This is a genomic window from Sporomusa sp. 246TCP1 (assembly GCF_057319775.1).
Window position 1 is genome coordinate 2,638,191 of record NZ_CM170492.1, and the last position, 26,219, is coordinate 2,664,409.

A 26,219-nucleotide genomic window follows, 5' to 3' on the forward strand; every position below is an offset into this window, starting at 1 on the left:
TAAAATAAATATAAAGTAAAAATTTGCATTAATAAATACAATTTATATGAATGATCTAAAAAGCTGCATGAATAGAAATATCACCGGGTGAATAGAAATGAGCTACTGTACTGCTCTCACATTTACTTTGACATCATAAAATGTACTTCCATTACCCTTATCTGTTAAGCGCTGTGACGTCAGAGTATTGACTGAACGATTGCCGGGAGCATGTTCCAGCCACCATACTCCTTCAGCAACAACAATCCCTGATGGGATTTTAGCTGAAATTCGCAATGTAAAAGCTACCTCGCCACGTTCGTTGCCGGCAATAACAAGCTGATCATCTTTTAGCCCCATTTTTCCGGCATCATCCGGATTCATTTGCAAAAGCATCTTATTGTTCTTGGTCAGGTCTGCTCTTTCATTAAACGACGAATTTAACAAGCGCATATCAGGCGCATTAACCAGCCAAAATTCGGCATCATCTCCGTGCGGCTTTGTATAGTTAGGCAAAATAGCATCTTCCTGAGGATTGAGAATTTCTATTTTCCCTGAAGGCGTCCTAAACTGAGTCTTGTAACCAGCAGGCAGCGATAATTCCAGTGGTCGTCCTTCCCGCAATGTTTCGAGTTGGGTACTTGCCAGCCAGGAAGATGGTTTAGCCAAAATAGTATCAATTAAATCATCAGCTGACTGTTTAAAGAAAGGTTTATTAATACTCATTGCCTCTGCCAGCAGCGAAAATACCTCCCAGTTGGATTTTGCCTGCCCTACTGGCGAAATTGCAGGATAGGCACGCTGCATTACGTAGTTTCCGTAGGCGCGGTACATATCGCTGTGTTCGAGTGAGGTAGTTGCCGGTAAAACGATATCAGCATATTTCGCCGTATCAGTTATGAAACGTTCATGAACAACAGTAAACAAGTCTTCCCGCGCCAACCCCTGTAATACCAGGTTCTGATCAGGAGCAATGGCTGCCGGGTTGGAATGATATACATATAGACTTTTAATTGGGGGATCAATCACTTCAGTTAAAGCCTGACCCAGTTTATTCATATTGAGCATTCGCGTTGGCTGTTCTTGAAACTCCTCATGAGTTACCATATTACTCGGAAAAGCCGCATCGGTAGATGTACCGGTCAACAGTCCTCCTCCTGGTTTTCCCCAGGCTCCAACCACCCCAGGTAAACAAGTGATTGTTCTGACAGTCATTGCGCCATTACAATAGCGGGATAAACCGCTGCCCAGCCGAATAAAAGGAGCCGCTGCCGTCGCATACTGTCTGGCTATCTCTTCAATTGCGCCAGCAGCAATACCGGTTATCTCACTGACTATCTCAGGTGAATACTTCGGCAAAACAGTTGTTACTAATTCCTCATATCCTTGTACATGTTGATCTATAAAATCCTTATCCGCCAGGTTCTCCCGTGCTATTACATGCATCATACCAAGTGCCAAAGCGCCATCAGTACCTGGACGAACAGTAATCATTCGATCAGCGATTTTTGCTGTAGGTGTCTCATAAGTATCAATTAGCCACACCTTGGCTCCTTGTTTTTTGGCAATATTTATATCATGCATACTATGAATATTGGTTGCCAGCGTATGAATACCCCAAAGAATAATCAGATCACTGCTATGAATCTCATTGGTATGTGGCGCCAATGTCTGACCCATAACAGCATTCCAGCCGTATCCTTTGGCTGGGGAACAAATAGTTCGCTCCAGGCGTGAAGCACCTAGGCTATAGAAGAACGGATGTCCGGCGTTGCGCTGCACGACCCCCATGGTCCCAGCATAGGAATATGGCAGTATGGCTTCGGCTCCATACTGAGCAATAATTCCCTTCCAGTTTGCTGTAATTCGCTCAAAGGCTTCCTCCCAGGAAATCGGCGCAAATTTGCCACTCCCTTTACTGTCAATCCGCCGCAATGGCGTGACGATTCGCCGTTCTGAATGGACTGTTCGTTCATAATGAACCATCTTCGGACACAGTGTTCCTCTAGTAAATGGGTGATCCGGATCGCCCTCAACCTTGACAACCCTGCCATCATCTACGTGAACAAGTAGACCACATGTGTCCGGGCAATCATAGGGGCAGACTGAGCGTACTATTTTTTTCATAAGCAATTCCCCCTAATTATATTTCCTGCAGACTAAATTATAATAGTACCGTTTGCGAATTCTTTACGGTTTTTGCGATTCGTTCTGTAATTTTATCGGTTGCACAGGGTCTGCCAATAAGCAGTGGTGAATTGACATCATGCCGCTTCCTATTTTCAAGCACAGCCTTTTCGCTGGCGGTGGCATAGCAATAAACACAACCATGCGGGCAGCAATCATAGGCGCCGATATCTACGCTATCAATGCACCGGCAATATTCACGCTGTCCTTTTGCCTTTTTCACATCAATAGCACAGCCAATGATTGTCTCAATAGTGTGCTTATTAATGCAGGCGGAATGTCTTATGCCAAATTGACTAAGCTCAATTTGCTCAGAGCAAGTTTCAAGGGAGATGTTATTCAGCCTGGCAATCTCAGCAAACTCTTCCGCTATTTTTAACATGCCCAGTGTATCAACCTCGCTGCCAATAATGCCTTTTGCCTTCTTGCTGGTTTTGGCATATAAATCAACATAGCTAAAAATACACTTGTTCGTATACCCTTTTAGCAAGTGACACATCTTGGCAAAGGTATGGACATGATATTCTTGCGGAAACTGTTGACTGACAATGATAGGATCATAACGCCATATGGTGCGATGACTGCCTATTTTACTGCTAAGTGCTTTAAAGCTATCAATAACCTTTGCTTTTTCAGGCAAATTATATTCGATATCTTTGCCGTATGGAGTCATCGTCCATTGAAAATAATACGAAAAGCCAAGTGCGTCTATCGTAGCTAACTTATCGAACATTGGTGCTGCGTTTTTTGTCCAAAACACAATACAATCAACATCTTCGGTGTTAAGCGGTATTTTGCTGATTTGTTTAGGATTCATCGGATTTCTTACATATACATAACCAGCCTTCAGGCGATTTACAAACCATTCCGAATAGAAAGCCGGTATATCGGTCCTTCTGCTTGCACTAATTATCATGTTTCACCATTTTGTCAGTCAGTTTTTTCACGCATAATTTTTGCATGGATTTTTAAAATTTTTTGTCCGTAGGTCGTACCTGGCACAGCCCATTTCCCATTGAGATCAGTCCAGGTTTTCGCTCCGCCAAAGTTTTTGCTGCATTTTAATAGATTGTACCGGGGATCAACAATTTCCTTCTTCGGCGGTTCTGTAGACGCATAGCCTAATAGATGCTGTACCTGAGCTCTGACACCGATTTGTGCTGAAATAAACCATGCTCCTCGTCCCCCATCGCCAACTGTCCCTAAACCACAATAATTGTTCTGTAGCGGTATCACATCACCGCCATACTTAAAATTACCAGTTTCATGCAACGCCTGGGCAAATGCAACGTCAGGCCGGATGCCTTCGTCTGTAGCCTCAGTATAAAAATCGTCGACTAATTCTTCCGCTGAAACAGTAAGCGCTGGAAATGGATTCCTGCTAAACAGGTACTGCAAACATTGCTCCTTAGTCGCCAGCGGCGGCCCCATAATTGATAAATCAAACACCGTGTTGCTATTAAGTTCATCCCCCATTAGCGGTGACCCAGCAAATGCCACCGGCATAAAAACAAATATAACGCTAGCAACTAACACCAGAATACGCATTTCTTCCTCCATAGATCTATTTTCATCACACTGCCTGCTTCACATCCATCTGCATTCTCTACAGAATGCTTGCATTCCTCTAAGCTTGTCCTGCCAGTTCAAACAAAAAGTTCGCCTAAACCAAAAAGTCTAAGCGTCTATAACGAGAAACCCTTACGGATCAAATTGTATGCTGTCATTCAAATTCGCAATACTATTCGAAACCGCTATAATATTGGGTAAATTAGTAATTGGGTCTACTGCAAGTTGTTCAAGAACCTCTTCTAATACTAACATTGTAAAAAGCACAACAGAGTTGCCGGCAGCTATGGTCGTCTTAGTCGAATTGGCTAGTCTTCTCGCTTGTTTTTCTAATTCCTCCAGGCACAAAACAGCACAAGGATCTGGAACATTTTGGGATTGCATAAAAGTATCCCTCCTTGATCTAGTATATTCACTAAATTTTCAAGTGTCCCAGCACCTTAGCCTGTCTATAAAACCATAAAACGAATAGGATCAACAGCAGTGCCATTTACTCTGACTTCATAATGAACATGTGGTCCTGTGCTTCTCCCAGTGCTGCCCATATAAGAAATAATTTGACCCTTTTTCACGCTTTGACCAGCGTTAACTAGTACGCTGGAATTATGTCCATATATTGTTTCAATACCATTGCCATGATCAATTTGCACGGTATTGCCATAGCCTCCAGACCAGCCACTTTGTTCAACAACACCATCAGCAGTAGCAAAAATAGGTGTACCGATACTATTGGCAATATCAATCCCCGGATGTAGTTCATTACCCCCACCCCATGGCGAACTACGCCAGCCAAAACCCGAAGTAACCTCTCCGCTTGTCGGCCAAATAGAAGGCGTAATTGCTAGCTTAGCAACCTTCTTTGTAATACTTTCCATGTCTTGAGCCTGTCCACTTCCACTATACTGGATTGCTCCCTGTTTACTAATTTCCTGCTTACTAGGTTCCTGCTCAGTTGTTGGAATACTGCTCGCACTAGTTATCTGGTGATGATTTGTGACAATCCCTACCCCAAATATAATAAGTACGCACAGTAACGGAATCAGCCATTTGATAGAAATAGCTCTCATCCACCTACTGCCTACTTTCTGCTCGCTATGCGTTTCATCCGAACTCTGCATTACCGTATCTCCTCCCCAATAAATAAAGTAGCCACAACATATTGACAGAGCCAGGCAGCTAACTGCTATGCCCAACCATCAAAGTCATAACACGATCAATTTACATTATAACGGAAACCCGTCCATTTTACCATTTGATGATTTAGTCTGAATGTTGCCGTAATTACCGTTTAACGCTTATTAGCTATACATAATGCAAGAAATTTGAAAAATACTATCACTCGCATGGGGTAATGCATTCAATTGAAATTTTTAGTTACTTTCCTTTTGCGCATTTAAATAAGCAGCGAAGTCCGCATCAAACGCTTCCACAGACATGCCGAAGACCTGCTGGAACGCCTGGGGACCATTATTAAGATCACGGAGTACTGTAAAATATCGTAATAAGGCACCAGAATCAGTCTTCCCGGCTAAATATTCAGCCGCTAGAGCAACGGTAGCATAAATAACGTCCCCCTTATAGCGGGAGGTTACTGTCGGTAACAAGCTTTTCATTTGTGTGAGCGACGGATATCCTGCCGCTTTTTGAATCGTACTAATCCACTCCTGATGACAGTTGGTGACACTTTTCCCACCTGCAGCCTCTGTTGCCTTCGCCGCCAATAATTGCGCGGTCCCCTCATAAAGCCAATATATACTTGTTGCCAAAGACGGTTGAGCAGTCATTAGGATCGAGTCCCGGCATACTACCAGAGCCAGCGGGTTAATGTCGCTGTTAGAAGTTACTGTCTTGCCAGTGTCATAAACGTAATTCATTCCCCCAATCGCCGCTATCGTCGCCCGCCGGGCAATATCAGCCCTTCGCCCCTCATTGATCTGGTACAGTTCTCTCCGCAGGACATTTTTCATCACATCTGCATTGGGAACCAAGACAAAACGTTGAGACATCGTCATCGTCCACCCCTGGCTTCGCAGCATCTGTTCAATAGCTACACCATTCCCGCTGATTGTCTGGACAACTTCCGGGGCAACCTCGCCTTCCACGTCAAATTTTATCCGCCCGGCTGCAGCGGCTTCCTGCTTCATATAAGCTTTATAGTCTTTGACAAACTGATTGTAGCTCATGCCAAAAGCCTTGCGAAAAGCAACGTTACGATCGCCGGTCTCACTGATAAGAGCAAAATAGCGGATAACGGATGGCTTACCCACTTTACGCATCAAGTAATCAGTCATCGCTTCGGAAACCTGATAAGGATACATGTTCTCCTCTATCAGTTTTATCCAGGTAAAACCACCATTCTTCATGTCGTTGGGATCGGCCATACACTTGACATTGACCAGACTATTGCTAAGGTTATGGCGGTGAGACGCCAGTGAGCCCTTTCCCAGCCACTCCAATAAAACAAATTCGGCTGCTCTTGCAGAACCCTCTACGAGCCACTCATGGGCTGGATTATTCCCTTTGAGTTCTTGCTGCATCAGGTGGAACATTTCATGTGTTAGCGTACAAATTCGCGGGATATATGTTGTGCTTTTATCTGCGCAGATAATAATAGTCGGATTTGAGTATTGTATTTTACCGAAAGAAAAGGTATAGGTAGCACCATCATTTGCCGTAACAAAAGGGTTTGAATTTAAGAAGATACCTGACGAAACTTTGGCAGTCCGGATAGCTTGCTCTTTAGAATAGCCATCAAGCTGCAACCTCTGAACATAGTCTTGTTCGTTAGCAACTATTACGATGCCGATGGACTTGGCAGGAGTAAAATTGTATACCTCCTGATAGAATTGCAACACCCGGGATGTAATTGATCCGAACTCGTTGGCTAAATCTTTCGAGACGCCTTTTACCGGAATTATATGAATAGTAGCTGCCAGGGCATTTTGCGCCTGAACGGCAAAGCAGGTCACCAGGATTATACAACTTATGAGCAGGCGAATTTGCCTCATACCTATTCGCATTTGTTTGACTCCTTTCAGAACGGACAAGGGGACAGGGTTCTGTCAGACGTGAAAGATTCTGTTTTTCACTACCTAAAAGTTAAAAATTTGTTATATTTACAAATTTTTCTTTTCTAATAATAAAACAATACAGAACAAAAATCAAATAAAAACTTCCAATTTAACTGCTTCAAATTACAAAAATTTGCAATAAATAGTTAAAATTTGCAGGATTTTTATTTTACATGTAGAATAACAAATAGTTCATTACAACATAAATTATGTTTTATCGTTTTACATTCATTTAGTTTCACTATTTTGTTCAGCCAACTATATTTTACTGAGGTGATTCCTTGGTTCCATATGATAAAACCGAGCATCTATACACCTTAATTCATAAAATTAACCGCAAATTACGGAACCCAAAGTCTGACTTATCAGACCAGGGTCTATTACCATCTATTACCAAGGTGCAGTGGTGGATCTTGAAATCACTGTGGGACCGCAAGCAATGTTGTGCCGGTGATCTTGCGAAAACGATAGGTGTTCGTCCCGCCACCATGTCACAAATGCTTGACCGCTTGGAGAACGCCGGACTCATTACCCGATTTGCCGATACCGCCGACGCCAGGGTGCGAATAATCCGCTTAACTGATCAAGGACAGAACATGTTTCACCAGTCAGAATCTAAATTTTTCCAAAAGCTAGCCGGTCCGCTCGATTACTTGACCCCGGAAGAACAGCAGTTCTTAATAATGTTACTGGAAAAACTGGTCAAACACTTTCCGCAGCAAAATAATGACTGAGGCCATCCGGACAGCAGATAAACCCCGGGGCAATCAAGCTGCCATCCAGGGCAGGTCCTGGCCTGATATATCGGAAAATACAAAAGTAAATTTCCGATGTTTAACCGCCAAGGACGCCAAGAAAAACACAGTTTATGCCGTGGGATATGTATAACCACAGAGAACACAGAGTACGCAGAGGGAAATGCATGTCAAGCCGTTCCCTCTGCGTACTCTGCGTCTCTGTGGTTCAATAAACTTAACTTTCGTGCTATTCGCCCTAATAGACCATAAATCATAAGCTCGCCGCTAAAATTTCGGCGATATCCAAAACTTCAATATTATGAGAACCATCCAAATTAACTGCTTCAGAGAAAACCATTTTACAAAACGGACAGGCAGTCCCAATTACTTCGGCCCCGGTTGCGACAGCTTCTTTGACACGGTTACCGGTGATCAAATTATCGGCTGTCGGCGTCGTCCAAATCCGTCCTCCCCCAGCCCCGCAGCAAAAAGCTCGCTGCTTTGAACGCGGCATTTCCATTAGCTGAGTCTCAGAAGCAGCGTTGATAACATCCCGCGGCGAACTGAATACATCATTATACCGCCCTAAATAACAAGGATCGTGAAATACAACCGCCTTAGCAAACGGTTTATTAGCCAACAGCTTCCCCTCCCGGAGTAATTTGGCCAAAAAATCAGCGTGGTGTAGTACTTCAAACTCGCCGCCAAATTGAGGATACTCGTTTTTCAAGGTGTTAAAACAATGCGGGCAGGTAGTGACGATCTTTTTAATCCTCAGCTTATTCCAGGCAGCAATATTATCATTTGCTGTTTTTTCGAAGAGGAATTCATTGCCCATGCGCCGGGCAGTATCCCCACAGCACCATTCTGAACTGCCAAGAACGGCAAAGTTGACGTTTGCAACCTGTAAAAGTTTTACAAAAGCTGCTGCCGTTTTCTGCGCCGCTGCATCAAAATTAGCTGCACAACCGGCGTAATAGAGATATTCCGCCTGTGGATTTTCCTGAATAGTAGGTACAGATAACTCCCTGGCCCATGGAAGACCGTCTTGGCGACTATAACCCCAGGGACTGCCCTGGCCGGCGATCCCGTCAAAGACTTGCTGCATGCTATCACAGATATTACCTGCGGTTGATACCAGGTAACGTCGCATATCAATTAGTTTGCTAACATGTTCAATGGATACCGGACAGGCCTCCAGGCACGCCCCACAGGTTGTGCAACTCCAAATAAAATCCTGTTCAAACAACCCCCCGGCCAGATTTTTTTTGAATTTATCGCCCTTGGCCTTTTTATCTGTTTTATCTGTTTTATCTGTTTTATCTGTTTTATTTGCTTTATTTGCTTTATTTGCTTTATTTATTTTTGTATCTATATCTTGTTTTATGACAGCCAGAGAAGTTTTTCCCTTTAGTATCAGGGGCGCCCTTGCTTCGATGTGTTTACGCAAACGTCCGTTTATGGCCCGTGGTTTAAGCGGCTCGCCACTTAATTGCCCCGGACACTGGCCATTACACCGACCACATTTTACACAGGAATAAGCATCAAACAGTTGCTTCCAGGTAAAATCCTCCATGTGGTTGGCCCCAATCACAGCGTCGTCCTGTTGGATTTTACTTAAAGCTCCCTTAGGAGCAAGGGTATGCCAATAAGCGTTAAAAGGAGCAAAAACCAAGTGTAAGTGCGAAGAATTAGGAATAATAAAACATAATGAAAATACAGCCAGGAAATGAGTCCACCAGAAAATAGGCATAACCTTATATAAAGTAACTTCATTAATACTTACAAAAAACTGCGCACTAGCGAAAGCCAGCGGGGCAGCTGAAATCAAATTCAGGTCTTGCCCTAAAGCAAACCGGACAGCGTGAAAGCCAACTTCAGTCAACACAATGGTTAAAATCAAGCCAAGTTTGGCAAAATCGGTGACACCGTTTTTCAGCCATTCCGGCTTCCTGACCGTTCTGCGGGTTGCAGCTCCTACTACGCCAATTATGATCAACGCATTACAAATATCTTTTATAAACAGAAAATAATAGTTATCCCCGATATAATGAATATTGCTATTAAACAGCCCTTCTTTGGCCATATTCGGCATACCAACCAATAAAATCAGAAAGCCGAACACTATGAACAGGTGAAACAAACCAAATACGGGGTATTCCCGGACCTTCCTTTGCACAACTACGTTAGTTAAAAAGTATTTCCACCGTTCAACAGGACGATTGTGACGGTTTTCTCGTCTGCCTAACTGCGTAAAACGATAACGGCGAAAAACTCCGTAGATAAAATAGCCCACCGATGTTAAGGCTATCAGGGAAAAGACAAATACAGCCATCAATGTCATCTTCATAAAATCACCCAACTTGTAATTAAATTTAAAGAAATGGGCCTATTTTCTCTTAGAACTGCAACATTCAAATGAACGCCTTGTCCAGCGCCGATAGCGGCAATTATAACAGGAAATTTCATCATCTGCTACCATTTCTTCTTCAACATCAACCCGAAAGCTCAGACATTTTTTTGCTATCCTGGCAGCCCCTGCCCAATCTTGCTTGCCACCGCTAAATTCCTTTGCACCCTTTTCATTTATCAGCCACAAAAGTCCTCATCTCCTCATAGGCACTAATTTGGTTTTTGGAACATGTTTCCCACAAAGCCCGGCCATCAGTGGCCTTTAACTGTTGAACCAATATCACGGCCTTGCCTTCAATAAGAATCGGCTTAACCATATTCCCCAACAAAACAAATTCACCAGCTTCCAAACAGGCGCCCTCCAAGCATCTTACTTCATCAACAGCTGGATGAGAGCACAAATCCTTTACTGAAATAATATTATCCGGAGCATCAATTTTGAGCCTTCCCTTAAACCGGCCATCGTTGTAACTTAACCGTAAACCAGCCCCGGCTAAGGCTCCGATGATTCCTTGCCCATTGCCCCCGTGTTCGGAAAGATGAATGTTCAACTTTCTGGCTAAACTATAGGCATCGGCTTTGGTTAACACTTCCCGCTTGGCTTTGTAGCCAAAATCTATCAAACTCTGCTTATCAAGCGAATCATCGACTACCGTTACACATAAGCCTGGGTCGGCCTCGACTTGACTTTCCCTCACAAGAAATTCAGCTGCATAGTCAATAATCTGCTGAAGACAGCCGCTTTCGATATCAGCGGCAAAACACATTGAACTATTATGTGAAGTATAGGGAATAGCCGGATCAATCAATAATTGGTGGCGGGTAATCCAGGAGCATTTACCCCAGTTGTGTTCTTCAATAGCACCTGCGATCATTTCAGCCAGTGTTCCCGTTCCTCTACTGTCAATATTATCTGTATCATCAATACATACAAGAATTTTCATAAAACTCACCCCTCTTATCATTTATCGCTATTGTTTCCTGTTCCTTTTTATCAGTATTTCAAAGACAATCCACCCGGCAACTACGACAATTCCAATAGGAGTTATCCAACTAACAAAGTTTGCTGTTGTTTCCTTGGGTTTATTATCCAAGTCCTGAATACTTGTTCCTGTAGCTGCGGCCGTGCTGGCAGCAGCTTGTTGTTGCTCTGGTTTTTCCGCCGACAATTGCTTATCCTTACCGCTCAGGTCATTAGGCAAAGCGACGTTAGCCGGGGTAGCAGCGGCAGGCTGTATGTCATCCGGCTCACTAGCAGACTGGGACGGTTGTACCACTGCCTCGCCTTTAGTCTTAAAGGCAATCGTTATTCCTGTTCCGCCAAGCGTAGCACCATTCTTAGCTTTTAACTCCGGGGAAATTTTCAAGTAATAAGCAGTACCGGGACGTAAGGGATTCACCGGTTGCACAAAAATGTTTTGCCTTTGGCTAAAATCAATAGTATCATCCAGCTTGGTTACATTAACCGGTATATTTTCATCGTCCTGGGAAACAAGGCTAACACATTTACTGTTAATTCCCCAGATTAGACTGTTTACTACATTTTTATCAAATTGCAAATTAAAATTGGCGTCTGTGGGGACATCTACGGCATTTTGCACATTACCGCCGTCTACCAGAGTAACAGCAGCTAAATTGAACGGTTTTTGACCTGTCCCTCCTGGTGAAGCTGCCTGTTTTCCCCCTTCGGCATAGGCAAAAGCAGCTACTTGCAAGAACAAAATAATCAATATCGCACTTATCGGCTTCCATTTTACTTTGCCAAGCATGTTCTCACCCCTCGCAAAATTTATTAACACTTATATTGTCTAACCGCTAAAAGCGCCATTTTTTTCCCCGGCGTTTTCGGCGGTTTCTTCACTATCCTTACTGCTTAGAGTCTTATAGCGTACCAGAATTAGCCGGAGGGGCAGCGGTATCAGACTGTATATCACCAGACTCAGCAGACTGGGGCGGTTGCACAGTCGCCTCACCCTTGGTGATAAAGGTAATAACTATCTCCTCCCCGTTGGTTCCCCCAAGCGTGGCACCATTCTTAGCTTTTATTTTTGGGGAAATCTTTAAATAATAAGAAGTACCTGACCTGAGAGGATTCACCGGTTGCACAAATATATTTTGCCTTTGACTAAAATCAGCACTATCATCTAGCTTGGTTACACTGACCGGTATATTTTCATTGTCCTGGGAAATAAGGCTAACACAGTTACTATTATGTTCCCAGTTAAAAACTACATTTTTATTAAAATGTAATTTAAATGTTGGTTCCGCCGGTATATCAGTGGCAGCTTGCAGATCTCCACCGTCTACTAGGGTAACAGAGATTAAACTAACCGACTTGACCTGTCCGCCTCCCCCCCCTTGAGCATACGCAAAAGCAGCTACTTGCAGCAATAAAATGGTAAATACCGCACATATCAGTTTGACTTTTAATTTGCTAATCATTTATTTCACACCTTCCAAATATTGTTCTAATTTCTAAAGAAAAAATGGCACGACAAATAATACACCAACCACCAACAGAGAAACTTTATCCCCCCTTGCCAAAGACAAATTACGCATCCGGAAATGGTTGGGACTTCCGGCATAACACCGGCTAGCCATGGCCAAAGCCAAGTCATCAGCCCGTTGTAAGGAAGCGGCTAATAACGGAATTAATACCGCTGTCATACTTTTTAACCGGGTTATAAGATTGGGTGAATTAAACGGTGCCCCCCGGGCTCGCTGCGCCCTGGTAATGGACTCTGCTTCCTCCAGGATTGTGGGAATAAACCGGAAAGCTGTACCAATGATCATCGCAAACTGGTGGACCGGTATCTTTACGTATCGAAGCGGTGCCAGCAACGCTTCGATACCTGTGGCCAGACTAACCGGTGAGGTCGTCATGGTTAGTAAGGAAGAACACAAATACAATATTAATAACCGGAACAGAGTTGTAATACCTAGTTCAATACCTTCTTGGGTAATACTTACAAACCCCACATGCAACAGCGGATTACCCTTGGTAAGCAGCAACTGAGCAGTAAAAGTCATTACTAACATCAGACTCAGTTTACGCAAACCACGCATAATTGTTTTAAGTTTAAGCCGGGATAAAATAATTGCCGCCATAATCAGCAAAGTACTATATAGCAATACGAACCATTTTGCGTCAAACAATACCGAAAAAGTGATGAGCAGGCAGCTAATTATTTTGGTCCTGGGATCTAACCGGTACAGATAAGAGCTGCCTAGTACAAATTGACCCAGTTTGATGTCTTTCATGGACGAATCTCCTTAGGAAACAAATTAACCACCAAGGACTTTTACTATTTCAGCTTCCGCCTCTTCAAGGGTAGTAATACCGGTATTAACTGATTTCCCGCGTGCGGCCAGGGCAAAAATCACTTGCAAAAAATCAGGCAAAATAATCCCAGCTACCTTACGCAAGCCGCTTTGCGCTAAAACCTCCCGGGGATGCCCATGCATAATCAATTTGCCTTGTTCCAGAACAGCGATATTATCAGCCAGAGTGATAACATCTTGCAAGCTGTGGGAAATCATCACTACAGTGGTGTGATCTTCCTGCTGCAATTTTTTTATTAGCTGTAAAACAACCTCCCGCCCACCAGGGTCCAAACCGGCAGTTGGCTCATCCAGGACCAGAATCTCCGGTTGCATGGCCAGCACGCCGGCGATGGCTACCCGCCGGCGCAAACCACCACTGAGACAAACCGGCGGCAACCCGGCAACCGCTGAATCTAAACCAACCTTGGCCAAAGCCCGGCTGGTTCGGTTCGCAACCTCCCCGGCATCAAGCCCGAGGTTCCGTGGGCCGTAGGCTACATCGGCAAACACCGTATCTTCAAACAGTTGTTGCTCCGGGTACTGAAATACCAACCCTACTTTGCGCCACAATTCATTCCGGGACTGCTTATGTGCGGTATCCTGTCCACAAATGCTTACCTGACCTGAGGTGGCGGCCAGCAGCCCGTTAAAATGCTGCACCAGCGTCGATTTTCCTGACCCATTGGCCCCCACGATACCCAAAAACTCACCCTGACTAACAGACAAAGTAACATTGTCCACAGCCTTTTTTTCGTAAGGAGTACCCCGACAATAGACATAGTCTACATTTTTTACCTCGATAATTGACATATAGTTTCCACCAGTTCCTGTACAGTATTGATGCCCTGGTCTATTTCATACCCCCCTGCTCTCAGATTATTGACTAACCGGACAATTCCCGGCGGGGCAAAACCAACCCGTGCCAATTCTGCCGGTGCCGCAAACAACTGCCCAGGCACTCCGTCAAGCAAGACTGCGCCGTGATCAAGCACAAGTAAGCGGTTAGCCCGGACCATATCCTCCATATAATGGGATATCAACACAATGGTAATGTTATATTGTTTATTAAGTATTGTTAAGGTTTCCAGTAGTTCCTGACGGCCAGCAGGGTCAAGCATTGAGGTGGGTTCATCTAAAATTAAATGGTCTGGCCGCATTGCCAAGGCTGAGGCAATGGCCACTTTCTGCTTTTGTCCGCCTGATAACAGGTGCGGAGCATGCCGGCGCAATTCTACCAGCCCCACGGCTTGCAAGGCCCAATCCACCCGTGCTTGTACCTCTTCAGCAGGCAGCCTAAGATTTTCCGGTCCAAAGGCCACATCTTCCTCAACGATGGCACTAATCAGCTGGTTATCCGGATTCTGAAAGACCATACCTACGTGGCTTCTTATTGCTTGTAATGAATTATTGTCCCCGGTATCCAACCCGTTAACAATCACCCGGCCGCCGGTAGGCCGGATTAAACCGTTGATCAGCCGGGCCAGGGTAGACTTGCCTGACCCATTCATCCCGACCAAGCCGACAAATTCGCCCTGCCGAATAGTTAGGCTTACATTGTTAACCGCCGTTTTCCTGGTGCCACAAACCTGATACTCTTTGGTTACATTGACCAGTTCGATACTGCCAGACGGCACTGTCAGCCCCTCCTTACTCCCTATTCCCAGTTTGTCAGTCTGGGTTTTAGCCGCTTGATTAACAAGGCGGCAATTATCCCACCGGCTGCGCCGAACAGTACATGAGAAAGCGAAGTAATCCCCAGTCCCATGGCCAGAAGCGCCAGTGGCAACTTAAGCAATAGCCCTACGGCAAAGTTTACTGCCAATTTTACTAAACTGGCAACTGCGCCGCAGATGGCCCCGACAGCCGGTGACTCCAACTTATAATTAAACAGTGGCGCCAGACAATCAAGTAGCAAGCCAGGCATGAAGTACCGGAAAAAGATCAGCATACCTTCTTTTCCTTCCCCCAATAACACCGCCAAAACACCAGAGACCATCCCCATAACAATCCCCGCGCCGAATTTCGGAATTAACCCCTTACCCAGCACCAGTATCCCCATCCAATAAATACTGGTGTGTCCCGGCAAGTGCAAAGGCAGCCTGGTTATGTCCCGGGCTACCGAAATCAGCGTCCCGAACATGGTTAATCGCAGTACATCAGCCAAACCAAGTTTAAACATAAACTTCTCCAGCACAATAACTTGATTATCTGCACTTTTTTTCGTTACTTCCATTAGTTGCTTACTCCTTTGCTTTACTATGTACATTACACCTGCCGGCAAAGCCGATGTAGTATTCCAACGCTGTAATAAGTTCTTGTTGTAGGCTCAGACTAATGTTCTCCACCCAAGCCGAGCCGGTAGTTTCTTTTATGACGCTATCTATCTGAAACTGATGATAGCCCAGCTCCAGCAATTGGTTTTTCAAAGTATCGATACGCAATAATTGGTCATTCATCGCCATACCTCCTCGTATTCCAAGATAAGCCTAATTAATTTACCGCATTAATTTCATTGACATCTTCAACCAAAATAGCTTTATTGGCTTTGTTATTGCATAAATTGACCGTTCCCCGGTCAGTGAACCGTAAATTCAGGTTTTTGTTTGTTTCGTTATTATTTATCTGGTATACGGTATTGTTCTTTAGCCCCTTAACCTCGACTTTACTGAACCTGTCAATACCCGCTGCAGCCAGCACAGCAAACAGGCCCGGGCCGCCGGCATCTAATTGTCGCAGCACATCAACCCCAAACAAAGCCGCCGTTTTATTATTACTTTGAATAGTAATCATGGTTGCCGTATGTAAGCCCCGGTTTTTGGCTAAATACTCGGTACCATAGGCAGCCAAGACAATCAGCCCTATTAACAGGACACTAAGCGTTATCCTTCTGTTTAACATTTTTAAATCACCACATCTTCCAAAATTTAAACAACAAAGCCGGCGTTACTAGTCCTCCTGTATAGATGTTGAAATAATTTTGAACCGCAGAGAGCGCAGAGGGAGCTTCGTATATCCCTCTGCGATCTCCGCGTCTCTGCGGTTAATAACCCTTAAACCTACCACATTTGGTAAAATATAAAAATTTTTAAAGAGTGCGTGACAGTGATAGAGACTAAATAACGAGTTTGTCTTGCGCTGGAGATGAAATTCCAACTAACTTTACAAGCTGAGAGTTTGCCGCAATTGGTCTTTGGATTTTCGAATAAAAGCATCCAGATCCGAAGCTTCAATACGAAATTCCCGGCCAATACGATATCCTGGCAAATCTCCCCGGTTAATCATCTTATATACGGTAAATCTTGTGATCTTCAGCAATGCAGCGACTTCTTCGGCGGTATAATACACTATAGGATTGCTCATGATAGTACATTCACCTCACTTCGTTGCTTTCGGCTATATATATATAGGTGCTAAAAACCAGTGTCCCAATTACTACTTAATGAGCTGTGTTTGTTTTAGTTGGTTTCATTTTGATGCCTCCTTTAAATTAAATACAGTTTAGTGTAGTTTAATAGCATATGGTAACTTTTGTCAAGATAATTGAATAATTTTCCTTAGTTTTACTAATCAAAAACAAATAAAACAAAGAATTAATCTAGAATTTTGGTGGTACAGATTTCCTAATCGTAAAATAAATGGATTTATTAGCATTACCTAGCAGGAACTTCAGAAATAATGTAGAATGTTGCAAAAATAGCAACTATACGCAAACAAAAATTAACATAAAGGAATCCAATTTAAAATTACCTATGATATAGTACATTTATATTTGCGGATAGTATTGAATAGATTGGCATTCCGTTATTGATTAAATCAGATTACTCACTCAACTCTTAATTGAACTACCATTATTTTTTGCTATATACCTTTTGGCTATATATTTTTTATGGAAGGGACTGTTGTCATCATTTTTGTTAGCTAAACAAACTATTATGGAGGATGTTTTTGTCGTTATATGACGAAACCGGGCATTCTGTAGCTAGTAAGAACAGATCATTGCGCTTCTTTATTCACTTACCGCAAACAAAATAGCGAGCTCCTTAGCTGATCTACCTAACCCCCTGCAGGCACGGTATTCAGCCGATCGGTACAGTTGGAAACGGCTGTGCTTCCCCTGCTTTGGAAAGGAGTGCAATGTAGTAGCGGCATAGCCATGCCTGTATTGGCGTGTCGCAGTATGTTGTTCGTCTTTTTACAAAAGAGGAACAACTTTTTCTATTTCAAACTATGGTCATGTGGCCTTTAAGATAAATAACTCAAGCTTCGTTCCCTCCACTTTATTTACTAGTGTTGCGATCCCAGTTTAAAAAAAGAGAAAGGATGAGATTATGCTACGAAAAAACAGATTATCACACAGCCGTAAGCACTGCCTGACTCTGGCCTTGGCTTTTATCGCCTGTTCAACCTTGCCCGCCTCTGCCGCCACACCGGATATGGGTCAAATCGGCGGCCAAATCGCCGACAGTGTGAAAGAACAAAAAATCGTCGTTCCTCCCAAAGCCGATATCAAAATCGAAGTCAGCGAAGATCAAACCGACGCGCCGCAGCAGCAAACAGGTGACAAATTCAAAATCAGCGGCCTGCATATCACCGGGCAAACCATCTATAGCGAAGCCACGCTGCAAGACTTGGTAAAAGACGCAACCAACAAGGAACTTACCTTGTCTGAACTGCAAACCATCGCCCGCCGTATTTCCCAATACTTTCGCGATCATGGCTATATGGTTGCCAACGCCCTTATTCCCGCCCAGGACATCACCGACGGGACAGCAGAAATCACGGTTGTCCCTGGTCAATACGGCAACATCGACATCCGCAACCATTCCCGGCTTGCCGATAACACCGCCGCCCGGATGCTCAGTAACCTCAAAAGCGGCGACTACGTAAAACAAGACCTCCTCCACCGCACTCTGTTACTATTGAGTGATACCAGCGGCGTTAGTATCAAAGCCACTCTGGCGCCAGGCAAAACAAGCGGCACCTCTGACCTTATCGTGGAAATTAACGACACCAAAGCCACAACCGCGGAATTTTCCATTGATAACTATGGCAACCGTTTCACCGGCCAAAAGCGCAGCGACCTCAACCTTAACTTCAACAACATCAGCGGCAAAGGTGACGCGCTATACATTAGCGGTAATAAATCCGGGGGCGACCTGAACAACGCCAAAATCAACTACATGCTGCCTGTCGGCAGTCAGGGTGCCAGAATCGGCGTAGGCTATTCCCAGTTACACTACACCATCGGTAAGGAATTCGAGGCCCTTGATGCCGGCGGCAGTGCCAAGAATACCGGTATTTACGGCATGTACCCCCTTGTCCGTTCCCGTAACTACAACCTTTATGGCGTAATTGAGTATGACCATTGCAAAGTTAAAGACCATATCAACGAATACGATGCCTTTACCAACAAGCATAGCAATGCCTGGACCTTCGGCCTGAACGGCAACAGCCGGGACAAAATTCACGGCGGCGGTGTCAACAACTTCGCCCTGACAATCGTCACCGGGCGACTGAGCATTGACGACGGCCAGGATATGTACCGCAACGACGCAAAAACTGTCGACAGCAAAGGCCTGCAAACTGCCGGTTCCTATACCAAAGCCAACTTTAACTTCAACCGGTTACAATATCTAAATAACCGGCTGAATCTCTACCTTGGTTTCACCGGACAACTTGCCAGCAAAAACCTTGATTCTTCCGAAAAACTATTTATCGGCGGCGCCAACGCCGTCAGAGCCTACCCCCAGGGCGAAGCATCAGGCGACCAGGGCTACCTCTTAACCGGCGAACTACGCTGGAATATGCCAACACCAGCTTTCCAACTGGCAGCCTTCATCGACAGCGGCAGGGTATCCATTGATAAAAATCCGGTAGCCGGATCAGGCGATAACAGCCGCCTCCTTACCGGCGCCGGCCTGGGACTCATTCTAAATAAGCAAAAAGACTACACTTTACGGGTTGATTATGCCTGGAAGTTAAGCTCCAGTGATGCAACCTCAGACACCGACAAAAGCGGTCGGTGGTGGGTGAAGGGCACCCAGCGTTTCTAAAGAACTACCATGGATTTTTTTAACCACCAAGAACGCCAAGAACCCCCAAGCTCGCCAAGGGGTTATACACACAGCCCATTATGAAAAAATTATATAGTCCTATGTTTTCTTGGTTTTCTCGGCGTTCTTGGCGTTCTCTGCGTCCTTGGCGTTAATCCACAAAGTCGCCAGGTGATTGAACAAGGAAGACAGTTCATCTGATGTAGACTGTTTTTTACCGCCAAGAGCGCCACAAGCTCGCCAAGGGCGCCAAGAGAAAAATTAATAACAGTCACTGGAAAAATCACCTGCTAACCATCCACAATAATACATTTGGCGTCCTTGGCGGTCAATCCGTTCATCCCTTTATTTTGAGCTAGGAGGTACACATATGCAAAGAAAATGGCGGCGCGATTGGGAGCGCAGTAAACCAAGCCATCTGCAAAACAGTGTCAGCAAATCCACTCCCACGATTAATCCCCTGAAAATACTTGCCAAAAGCATCTTGCCGTCTGTAATGGCAGCCGGTATCCTGCTCGGCAGTATAAGCGGGGTCTCTGCCAATCCGACCGGCGGCACAGTGACCACCGGTTCCGGTACCATCAGTTCCAGTGGCACGACTACCACCATCACCCAGACTACCGATAAACTCGGCATCAACTGGCAGAGCTTCAGCATCGGCAGCGGCGAAACAGTAAACTTCATTCAGCCCGGCTCCAGTTCTATCGCCTTAAACCGGGTCATCGGCAACGACGCTTCGGCAATTTACGGCACCCTAACGGCCAACGGCAAAGTCTTTCTCATCAACCCCAACGGCATCCTGTTTGCCCCCGGTGCCAAGGTCGACGTCGGCGGGCTGGTGGCCTCGACCTTAGATCTGTCTGACAGTGATTTTCAGGCCGGCAAATATAAATTTACCGGCCGGGACGGCACCATCGGCACTGTCGTCAACCAGGGCACCATTACGGCCGCCAACGGCGGCTATGTAGCCCTGCTCGGCCCCCAGGTGGCCAACGAAGGTATCATTGTCGCCCAGCAAGGCACAGTAGCCCTGGGCGCCGGCCTGGCCATCACGCTGGATATGGATGGCGACGGGCTGTTAAACCTGGCTGTGGACGAGGCAGCGATAAATGCCAGTGCAGCCAATCACAATCTCATCCAGGCTGACGGCGGACAAGTCATCATGGCCGCCGGTGCGGCCGGCGACCTCACCGGTACAGTAGTCAACAACAGCGGCATTATTCAGGCCCGCAGTGTCAGCAATGTTAACGGCAAAATCCTTCTGAACGGCGGCACTAACGGCACAGTAGTAAGCAGCGGCACGCTGGACGCCTCCGGGAAAAACGCGGGCGAAACCGGTGGTACTGTTAAGGTACTAGGCAATACCGTCACCCTGGCCGACGGCGCTAAGGTTGACGTGTCCGGCGCCAAGGGCGGCGGCACGGCGCTCATCGGCGGCAATTACCAGGGCAAAAGTACAGAACAGAATGCCACTACTACCACGGTAGCAGCCACCGCCACCATTAACGCCGATGCCATCACCAGCGGCGATGGCGGCCAGGTCGTGGTGTGGGCCAATGACACCACCAATTACTATGGCACTATCTCGGCTAAAGGCGGCTCAGTCAGCGGCAACGGCGGCAGCGCCGAAGTGTCTGGTAAACAGACGCTGCTATACAAAGGCTACACCAACCTGCTGGCGCCCAACGGCATGACAGGCACCCTGCTGCTGGACCCCGGCGAATACACCATCAGCACCGACGCCACCAGCGGCAATGTATATAACGCCACTGACCTGGCTAACCAGCTAACTTCCGCCAACATCACCCTCCAGACCGACGGCACCGGTACCGGCGATATCACAGTAGCCGCCCCTGTATCCTGGTCGAGCGGCAACAGCCTCACCCTGGCGGCTGATAACGATATCAACGTCAACGCCAACATCACCAATACCGGCAGCGGCGGCGGCGCCGTCACCCTCAAGGCTGACAATGACATCAACGTCAATGCGACCATCACCACCGGCAGCGGCAATGTGGTATTGCGGTCTGACAGCGACGCCGACAGCAGCGGCACAGTTGCCTTCGGGACAGACGGCAAGGTGGTAAGTGATGGGGCGGTGTCCATTTACTATAATCCAACAAGTTACACCGACTCGGCTACCCAGTCAACCTCGGTTACCACCCGAAGAACAACCACTCTCACCAACCCTTACCAAGCTTACGTTACCGGCAATCTCACAGCCTACATGCTGGTCAACTCAGTGGAAGATTTGCAGAGCATAAATGATAACCTGTATGGGGTCTACGCCTTGGGCAAAGACATTGACGCCGGCGCCACCATCAGTTGGAATGATGGTACGGGTTTCGTGCCGCTCGGCGGCAATACATATAGTAATTTCAACGGCGTTTTTGACGGCGACGGCCATGTAATTAGTGGACTGTACATCAATAGCTCTTCTTATCTTCAGGTGGGTCTGTTTGGTTCCGCTATACGGGCGACTATCCGCAATGTGGGACTGGAAAATGTGAACATAGCCGGTACCTGGACCAACGGCGGCAGTTTGCTAGGACAAAACGTTCTAAATAGCACCATCACTAATTGCTACAGCACAGGCACGATCACCGGCAACGGTGATATAACAAGCCTCGGCGGCCTGATAGGAACCAGTTACGGCGGCAGCATCACCAATAGCTACAGCACCGTCACAGTAAGCACCAACACTAGCAATGGCTACGCTATTGGCGGGCTTATTGGAAACAACGCCTCCACCATCACCAATTGCTACAGTTCAGGCGCGGTCACCGTTACGAAATCATCACTAAACGAGGCCAATGTCGGCGGCTTGATAGGATTTAACAGCAACGGCACCATCACTAATTCCTACAGCACCGGGGCAGTAACCCTTACCAATACGGTAGCTCCTACAAGTATGACTGCGAAAGTCGGCGGTTTGGTCGGTTATAACCTCTCCGGCAACATTACAAATTCATACAGCACCGGCGCAGTAACAAGTAATGGCGGTAGCCTCGGTGGTCTGGTTGGGTACACTGACTACGGCAGCATTACCAATTCCTACAGTACCGGGGCAGTAAGCAGCAGCGACAGCAGCAACTCTGTCGGTGGGTTTGTCGGCTACAGTAATAACAATGGCACTACCCTCACCGATTGCTACTGGGATACACAGACCTCAGGCATAAGCGATACAACCAAAGGTGTCGGCAATACCGCCAGCTACACCGGCGTCACCGGCATGACGACAGCCGACCTGATGGACTCCTCTAAATACGCCAGCAGTTGGGACTTTACCAACACCTGGTTCATGATCGACGGTTTTACCCGCCCCTTCCTGCGGTCGGAATTATACGGCACCACCATCACTAACGCCCACCAGTTGCAATTAATCGCCGCAACTGAAAACCTGAGCGGCAGTTATACTCTTAGCCGCAACCTCGACCTGAGCGGGCTGTTCACTGACGCCGCCGGTATGTGGAATACAGCCACCGGCTTCGTCCCCATCGGCAGTGCTGCCACGCCGTTTACCGGTTCTTTTGACGGCAGCGGATACTCAATCAGTGGCCTTACCATCACCAACCCGCCGTCTTCGGCAATCGGTCTGTTCGGCTATATCAGCGGCGCAACCATCAGTGATGTCGGTCTGACCGCTCTAGCCATTACCGGCGGCGCCAACAACACCTATGTCGGCGGCCTGGTTGGCTATAATGACGGCGGTACCATTACCAATGTATACACTACCGGCGCGGTAAGCGGCGGTACCAATGCCGGCGGCCTGGTCGGGTATAACAACGGCACTGTGAAACAGTCCTACAGCATGGCTACCGTGAGCGGCACCGGCAATGTCGGCGGCCTGACAGGAACCAATGCCGGCACCATTACCAACAGCTATTTTGATGTTGCCGGTGTGGTATCAGGCGGCACCGCCAGCAAAGCGGGCGGCATCGCCGGCGTCAACAGCGGCACCATTACCACATCCTACAGCGCCGGCGCAGTGACCGGCGGCACAGCCGGCGGCCTGGTCGGCGACGGCACCGGCGGCACAGTTGCAGCCTCAGTGTGGGATACCACCACTTCCGGCCAGACAAGAGGGGTCGGCAGTGATTCGTCCGCAACCGGTGTCACTGGACTGACCACTGCCCAAATGGGCAACAGCGCCAGCTATCCCAGCGGCTGGGATTTTACCAATACCTGGTCGTTATCCGGGGCGCGCCCGCTCCTCAAGTGGGAATACAACGGCAGCACCATCATTACCACGCTTGATCAACTCCTGGCCCTAAGCAACAACCTGAGCGGTACGTATATTCTGGCCGCTGATATCGACCTGACCGGCACGGCGTGGACGCCTATCGGCAACAGTGCCACAACTTCCTTTACCGGTATCCTGAAAGGCAACGGCTATACCATCAGCGGTCTGACCATCACCAACTCTGCCGCTTCCGCCCTCGGCCTGTTCGGCTATACCAATGGCGCGACCCTCAGCAGCGTTAACTTGACCAACGTCAACATCGTGGCCGGCACGAATAATTTGTATGTTGGCAGTCTTGTCGGCTACAGCGGCATCGGCACCAGCATTACAGCGTGCAGCAGCAGCGGTACAGTAACCGCCAGCGGCAGCGGCAGCACAGTCGGCGGCCTGGTCGGCTACAATGCCGGCAGTATGGAAGCCTCCGTCAATTCAGCCACCGTTACCGCCAGCGGCACCAATAGCCTGGTCGGCGGCCTAACGGGATTCAATGCAGTCGATGGCGTCATTACCGGTTCCAACAATACCGGTATGGTAACCGCCAGCGGCTCCAACAGCACGGTCGGCGGCCTGACCGGAACAAATGCAGGCAGTATTACAAGCTCCTATGTCGACACTGCCGTTACCATCACCAGCGATGCCGACAGCAACTCTGCCGGCGGCCTGGTGGGTAAAAACGCCGGCAGCATCAGCAGTTCCTACAATAAGGGCGTAGTGAAAACAACCGTACGTGCCACCAATAACAAAGTCGGCGGCCTGGCCGGGATAACCACCGCCAACAGCACCCTTACCGGTTCCTACAACACCGGCGCGGTAACCGCCAATGGCGCCGGCAACGAAGTCGGCGGCCTGATCGGAACTAATAACAGTAACATTACCAGCCTTTACAATACCGGCGCAGTCACCAGCACCGCCGACAACAGCATCGTTGGCGGCCTTGTGGGCAGAAACAATAGTACGATCACCAATTCCTACAATTCCGCCAGAGTAACCGCCAGCGGCGCGGCCAGCACGGTCGGCGGCCTGGTCGGAGTAAACACCACCACAGGCGCTATCACCGGCTCCTATGATACCAGCTCGGTAACTGCCAGCGGCGCTGCCAGCACAGTCGGCGGCCTGGTGGGGGAAAATGACGGTGCAATCACCAACTCCTACAGTATGATTAAGACCACCGCTGCCGGCACCGGCAGCAAAGTTGGTGGCCTGGCCGGGATAAACAACGGCACCATCGCCACCTCCTTCAGCGTCGGCGCCACCACCGGCACCACCGGCACAGTCGGCGGCCTGGTTGGCGTGAACAACGGCACCATTACCGACGCCGTTTGGTGTACAACAACCTCCGGGCAAACCACCGGGATCGGCTCCGGTTCCGGCACTGCCACCAACGTCCGGGGCCTGACTTGGGCCAACATGTTACAGACCAGCAATTTTTCCACCTGGGATACCTCTGCCTGGGGCATTACCAACAGTTTCCTCCCCTACCTCAAGTGGCAGTATGACGGTACGCCAGTACAGACCTTTACCGGTACCGTACAAAACGGCACCGGCGAAACGGTTAATGTTGTGTACTCGGATTATGAAGGAACATATAAACTAGCTGCACAGGCGCACGAATTCGGTGTTGACGGTTTCTATTACGGCGTAAGCACAACAGCGGTTCCCACCGGCAAAGACGTGCTGCTGTACGTAGCAGACGACGCCAACTATAAAGCCAACAGTGTCTACCTCGCCACCGCCAGCGGCCTGTCTGGCAGCAAATTGATCAAAGATACCGTAATCCTCGACGGTGGTGACACAACCTTGAATATGGGGAATATTATTACGAAAACCATCGCTGATAGATATACATGGTTGGACGGTGATGATATCCTCTGTTCATCAGGCACCCTCAATGGTGTCTCAGGTACAATCATAAACGGCAGCCTCATAGCCAATAATTTTTCGTTAGGCCGTGGCTACCCCCCCAACAGCATAATCGCCACCGGTTCCATTACAATTACTACCCCCGGCGATATTATGTTCAATAACAACTTTTACTCAGATAATCTCACTTCCGACATTCTAGGCAATCAGCAACTGGTCGCCCTCGGCGGCGATATCAGTATAACCGCCGGCGGCAACATCATCCTGCGCCACGGAGCAACCAATACTACCGAGCTTACTGCCAGCGGTAACGTTACCCTGGTGGCCGGCACCGGCTTCCTCAATGACAGCGGCGCCAACGCCATTTCGGCCGGCGGACGCTGGCTGGTATACGCCCCTGATCAGCTCATTTATTCATCCAACACCGCGCTGTACTATGTCGCCAGAACCTATGACAAGCTTTCCCGGATGACCAGCCAGGTGGACAGCTCCAGCACTGAACTGATCTATGACGCCAGAGGCGGGCTGACCGGCGATTTCGTCTTATGGGACGGCCAGTCAGCACCGGCAACCGGCAGCGGTTTCATCTTCACTGCGTCCAATCCGCTAACCCGCGCACTGACACCGGCCCAGTACCAACGTAATGCGGCCAATACCGAGGCCCTCATCTCCAATACCAGGTTAGGCTCGATAGTTTCACCCACCGCCGATCTGAGCATCAACTCAGAAGCACTGCCATTCTTAACCATTATCGGCGAAGGTGTAGCACTCGAATAGGTTTTCG

General features: G+C 47.5%; 20 protein-coding genes, 1 pseudogene and 1 riboswitch. Of the genes and pseudogenes, 3 read left to right on the forward strand and 18 right to left on the reverse strand.

The genetic code is table 11. The features are described from left to right. Nucleotides 1-102: 102 nt before the first annotated feature. From AC1ECB_RS12435 to AC1ECB_RS12460, 6 genes and pseudogenes are all read right to left on the reverse strand, one after another. Nucleotides 103-2,106 carry a molybdopterin-dependent oxidoreductase gene (locus AC1ECB_RS12435; RefSeq protein WP_485668981.1) on the reverse strand — a complete coding sequence of 668 codons (2,004 nt, stop codon included), beginning with the start codon at nt 2,104-2,106 and terminating at the stop codon, nt 103-105. Nucleotides 2,107-2,143: 37 nt separating this feature from the next. After that, on the reverse strand, nt 2,144-3,082 hold the full coding sequence (locus tag AC1ECB_RS12440; protein ID WP_485668982.1) for a DUF1848 domain-containing protein: 939 nt from the start codon (nt 3,080-3,082) through the stop codon (nt 2,144-2,146). Nucleotides 3,083-3,096: 14 nt separating this feature from the next. Then, nucleotides 3,097-3,714, reverse strand: coding sequence for a glucosaminidase domain-containing protein (locus tag AC1ECB_RS12445; RefSeq protein WP_485668983.1), 618 nt, complete (start codon nt 3,712-3,714; stop codon nt 3,097-3,099). Between the two features lie 153 nt (nt 3,715-3,867). Continuing rightward, on the reverse strand, nt 3,868-4,119 hold the full coding sequence (locus tag AC1ECB_RS12450) for a hypothetical protein (RefSeq protein WP_485668984.1): 252 nt from the start codon (nt 4,117-4,119) through the stop codon (nt 3,868-3,870). A 65-nt stretch (nt 4,120-4,184) separates the two neighbouring features. Next, nucleotides 4,185-4,583: pseudogene (locus tag AC1ECB_RS12455) on the reverse strand (M23 family metallopeptidase); the annotation flags it as partial. Between the two features lie 522 nt (nt 4,584-5,105). Continuing rightward, the gene (locus tag AC1ECB_RS12460; protein WP_485668985.1) at nt 5,106-6,755 is read right to left on the reverse strand and encodes a hypothetical protein; all 1,650 of its coding nucleotides are present in this window, start codon (nt 6,753-6,755) and stop codon (nt 5,106-5,108) included. Nucleotides 6,756-7,204: 449 nt separating this feature from the next. On the opposite strand from AC1ECB_RS12460, the gene AC1ECB_RS12465 reads away from it, so the two are divergent. Further along, entirely contained in the window at nt 7,205-7,540 is a 336-nt protein-coding gene (locus AC1ECB_RS12465) for a MarR family winged helix-turn-helix transcriptional regulator (protein WP_485669328.1), read from the forward strand. 274 nt (nt 7,541-7,814) lie between these two features. Here the strand turns inward: AC1ECB_RS12465 and AC1ECB_RS12470 are convergent, their stop codons facing one another. The 12 genes from AC1ECB_RS12470 to AC1ECB_RS12525 all read right to left on the reverse strand — a co-directional run bounded on the left by AC1ECB_RS12470 (nt 7,815) and on the right by AC1ECB_RS12525 (nt 16,639). Next, nucleotides 7,815-9,893, reverse strand: a complete 2,079-nt coding sequence (locus AC1ECB_RS12470; RefSeq protein WP_485668986.1) for a (Fe-S)-binding protein — start codon at nt 9,891-9,893, stop codon at nt 7,815-7,817. Between the two features lie 39 nt (nt 9,894-9,932). After that, nucleotides 9,933-10,142, reverse strand: coding sequence for a hypothetical protein (locus tag AC1ECB_RS12475; RefSeq protein ID WP_021170727.1), 210 nt, complete (start codon nt 10,140-10,142; stop codon nt 9,933-9,935). Continuing rightward, nucleotides 10,126-10,899 (reverse strand): hypothetical protein, encoded by a 774-nt coding sequence (locus tag AC1ECB_RS12480; RefSeq protein ID WP_485668987.1) that lies wholly within the window; start codon nt 10,897-10,899, stop codon nt 10,126-10,128. The genes AC1ECB_RS12475 and AC1ECB_RS12480 overlap by 17 nt, the downstream gene beginning before the upstream one ends. 27 nt (nt 10,900-10,926) lie before the next feature. Then, nucleotides 10,927-11,724: an Ig-like domain-containing domain gene (locus AC1ECB_RS12485; RefSeq protein WP_485668988.1), complete on the reverse strand. Its 798-nt coding sequence runs from the start codon at nt 11,722-11,724 to the stop codon at nt 10,927-10,929. Nucleotides 11,725-11,836: 112 nt separating this feature from the next. Further along, complete coding sequence (locus AC1ECB_RS12490) at nt 11,837-12,397, reverse strand: Ig-like domain-containing domain (protein WP_485668989.1); 561 nt, start codon at nt 12,395-12,397, stop codon at nt 11,837-11,839. A 33-nt stretch (nt 12,398-12,430) separates the two neighbouring features. After that, nucleotides 12,431-13,216 (reverse strand): energy-coupling factor transporter transmembrane component T family protein, encoded by a 786-nt coding sequence (locus tag AC1ECB_RS12495; protein ID WP_485668990.1) that lies wholly within the window; start codon nt 13,214-13,216, stop codon nt 12,431-12,433. Between the two features lie 24 nt (nt 13,217-13,240). Further along, on the reverse strand, nt 13,241-14,089 hold the full coding sequence (locus AC1ECB_RS12500; RefSeq protein ID WP_485668991.1) for an energy-coupling factor transporter ATPase: 849 nt from the start codon (nt 14,087-14,089) through the stop codon (nt 13,241-13,243). Then, the gene (locus AC1ECB_RS12505) at nt 14,071-14,913 is read right to left on the reverse strand and encodes an energy-coupling factor transporter ATPase (protein ID WP_485668992.1); all 843 of its coding nucleotides are present in this window, start codon (nt 14,911-14,913) and stop codon (nt 14,071-14,073) included. The genes AC1ECB_RS12500 and AC1ECB_RS12505 overlap by 19 nt, the downstream gene beginning before the upstream one ends. A 20-nt stretch (nt 14,914-14,933) precedes the next feature. Further along, nucleotides 14,934-15,512, reverse strand: coding sequence for an ECF transporter S component (locus AC1ECB_RS12510; protein WP_485668993.1), 579 nt, complete (start codon nt 15,510-15,512; stop codon nt 14,934-14,936). Between the two features lie 7 nt (nt 15,513-15,519). Beyond that, on the reverse strand, nt 15,520-15,735 hold the full coding sequence (locus AC1ECB_RS12515) for a hypothetical protein (protein WP_485668994.1): 216 nt from the start codon (nt 15,733-15,735) through the stop codon (nt 15,520-15,522). 34 nt (nt 15,736-15,769) lie between these two features. Then, nucleotides 15,770-16,177 (reverse strand): hypothetical protein, encoded by a 408-nt coding sequence (locus AC1ECB_RS12520; protein WP_485668995.1) that lies wholly within the window; start codon nt 16,175-16,177, stop codon nt 15,770-15,772. Between the two features lie 261 nt (nt 16,178-16,438). Further along, nucleotides 16,439-16,639 (reverse strand): helix-turn-helix domain-containing protein, encoded by a 201-nt coding sequence (locus tag AC1ECB_RS12525; protein ID WP_485668996.1) that lies wholly within the window; start codon nt 16,637-16,639, stop codon nt 16,439-16,441. Nucleotides 16,640-17,303: 664 nt separating this feature from the next. Continuing rightward, nucleotides 17,304-17,425: riboswitch (molybdenum cofactor riboswitch) on the forward strand. Between the two features lie 182 nt (nt 17,426-17,607). On the opposite strand from AC1ECB_RS12525, the gene AC1ECB_RS12530 reads away from it, so the two are divergent. Next, the gene (locus AC1ECB_RS12530) at nt 17,608-19,332 is read left to right on the forward strand and encodes a ShlB/FhaC/HecB family hemolysin secretion/activation protein (protein ID WP_485668997.1); all 1,725 of its coding nucleotides are present in this window, start codon (nt 17,608-17,610) and stop codon (nt 19,330-19,332) included. 370 nt (nt 19,333-19,702) lie between these two features. Continuing rightward, a complete protein-coding gene (locus AC1ECB_RS12535; RefSeq protein ID WP_485668998.1) occupies nt 19,703-26,212 on the forward strand; it encodes a two-partner secretion domain-containing protein in 6,510 nt (2,169 codons plus the stop codon). Nucleotides 26,213-26,219: the final 7 nt, after the last annotated feature.

Bases quoted from the DNA above. Each gene is read 5' to 3' on its own strand.
- AC1ECB_RS12440 (WP_485668982.1), bottom strand. From the start codon at position 3,082: ATGATAATTAGTGCAAGCAGAAGGACCGATATACCGGCTTTCTATTCG.
- AC1ECB_RS12530 (WP_485668997.1), top strand. From the start codon at position 17,608: ATGCTACGAAAAAACAGATTATCACACAGCCGTAAGCACTGCCTGACT.
- AC1ECB_RS12480 (WP_485668987.1), bottom strand. From the start codon at position 10,899: ATGAAAATTCTTGTATGTATTGATGATACAGATAATATTGACAGTAGA.
- AC1ECB_RS12515 (WP_485668994.1), bottom strand. From the start codon at position 15,735: ATGAATGACCAATTATTGCGTATCGATACTTTGAAAAACCAATTGCTG.
- AC1ECB_RS12470 (WP_485668986.1), bottom strand. From the start codon at position 9,893: ATGAAGATGACATTGATGGCTGTATTTGTCTTTTCCCTGATAGCCTTA.
- AC1ECB_RS12535 (WP_485668998.1), top strand. From the start codon at position 19,703: ATGCAAAGAAAATGGCGGCGCGATTGGGAGCGCAGTAAACCAAGCCAT.
- AC1ECB_RS12525 (WP_485668996.1), bottom strand. From the start codon at position 16,639: ATGAGCAATCCTATAGTGTATTATACCGCCGAAGAAGTCGCTGCATTG.
- AC1ECB_RS12445 (WP_485668983.1), bottom strand. From the start codon at position 3,714: ATGCGTATTCTGGTGTTAGTTGCTAGCGTTATATTTGTTTTTATGCCG.
- AC1ECB_RS12495 (WP_485668990.1), bottom strand. From the start codon at position 13,216: ATGAAAGACATCAAACTGGGTCAATTTGTACTAGGCAGCTCTTATCTG.
- AC1ECB_RS12435 (WP_485668981.1), bottom strand. From the start codon at position 2,106: ATGAAAAAAATAGTACGCTCAGTCTGCCCCTATGATTGCCCGGACACA.
- AC1ECB_RS12520 (WP_485668995.1), bottom strand. From the start codon at position 16,177: ATGTTAAACAGAAGGATAACGCTTAGTGTCCTGTTAATAGGGCTGATT.
- AC1ECB_RS12460 (WP_485668985.1), bottom strand. From the start codon at position 6,755: ATGCGAATAGGTATGAGGCAAATTCGCCTGCTCATAAGTTGTATAATC.
- AC1ECB_RS12500 (WP_485668991.1), bottom strand. From the start codon at position 14,089: ATGTCAATTATCGAGGTAAAAAATGTAGACTATGTCTATTGTCGGGGT.
- AC1ECB_RS12510 (WP_485668993.1), bottom strand. From the start codon at position 15,512: ATGGAAGTAACGAAAAAAAGTGCAGATAATCAAGTTATTGTGCTGGAG.
- AC1ECB_RS12490 (WP_485668989.1), bottom strand. From the start codon at position 12,397: ATGATTAGCAAATTAAAAGTCAAACTGATATGTGCGGTATTTACCATT.
- AC1ECB_RS12485 (WP_485668988.1), bottom strand. From the start codon at position 11,724: ATGCTTGGCAAAGTAAAATGGAAGCCGATAAGTGCGATATTGATTATT.
- AC1ECB_RS12450 (WP_485668984.1), bottom strand. From the start codon at position 4,119: ATGCAATCCCAAAATGTTCCAGATCCTTGTGCTGTTTTGTGCCTGGAG.